A 586-nucleotide genomic window follows, 5' to 3' on the forward strand; every position below is an offset into this window, starting at 1 on the left:
CGGATCTTGAAATACGGCGTGCCGGAGGCCGGATTGACGGGGGCGCAGTCGGTGTTGATGTCGCCGGTGGCAATGATCCCCACGTGCTCGCCGATCACCCGGAATGCAGAATTGCTGGTGAATTCGAGCGCCCATCGCTCCGTCGTGGCTCCCGCATTGGTGACCTCGATGGGCGCATTGGCCGTGTCGTAGCTGGCCACGGCCACCGCGCCAGTAGGCGCGTCCGCCCAGGTGGCTTTGTCCCAGGTGTTCTGGTCGAACACCAGGCTGACACGTGCATGGCGGTCGCCGGCCTCCAGCGCGCTGGAGACGTAGGTGCCGGCGGCCGGGTAGTCATGGGTCAGGGGACGGTTGAATGTGATCTGGCCGGAGATCTGCACGTCCGTGGCTACGGCCATGTCCTCGATCCGGTCCTCGACGGAGACGGGCATGGCCATGCCCGACACGTCCGTGAACGTGACCAGGCCGGCCTCGAGGTCCACGGTGTAACCGGTGTCGATGCGCTTGCCGGCGGCATCGCGCACCGCCACGCGCGACAGCCGGGTGCGCGCCAGGTTGATGGTCTGGCCGTTGCTCACATTGAGCT

Annotated in this window: 1 pseudogene; it reads right to left on the minus strand. The window is 66.6% G+C overall.

The features are described from left to right. Positions 1-586: pseudogene (locus tag Cte04_RS21825) on the minus strand (hypothetical protein); the annotation flags it as partial.

Source organism: Comamonas terrae (assembly GCF_001544075.1).
GTDB lineage: Bacteria > Pseudomonadota > Gammaproteobacteria > Burkholderiales > Burkholderiaceae_C > Comamonas > Comamonas terrae.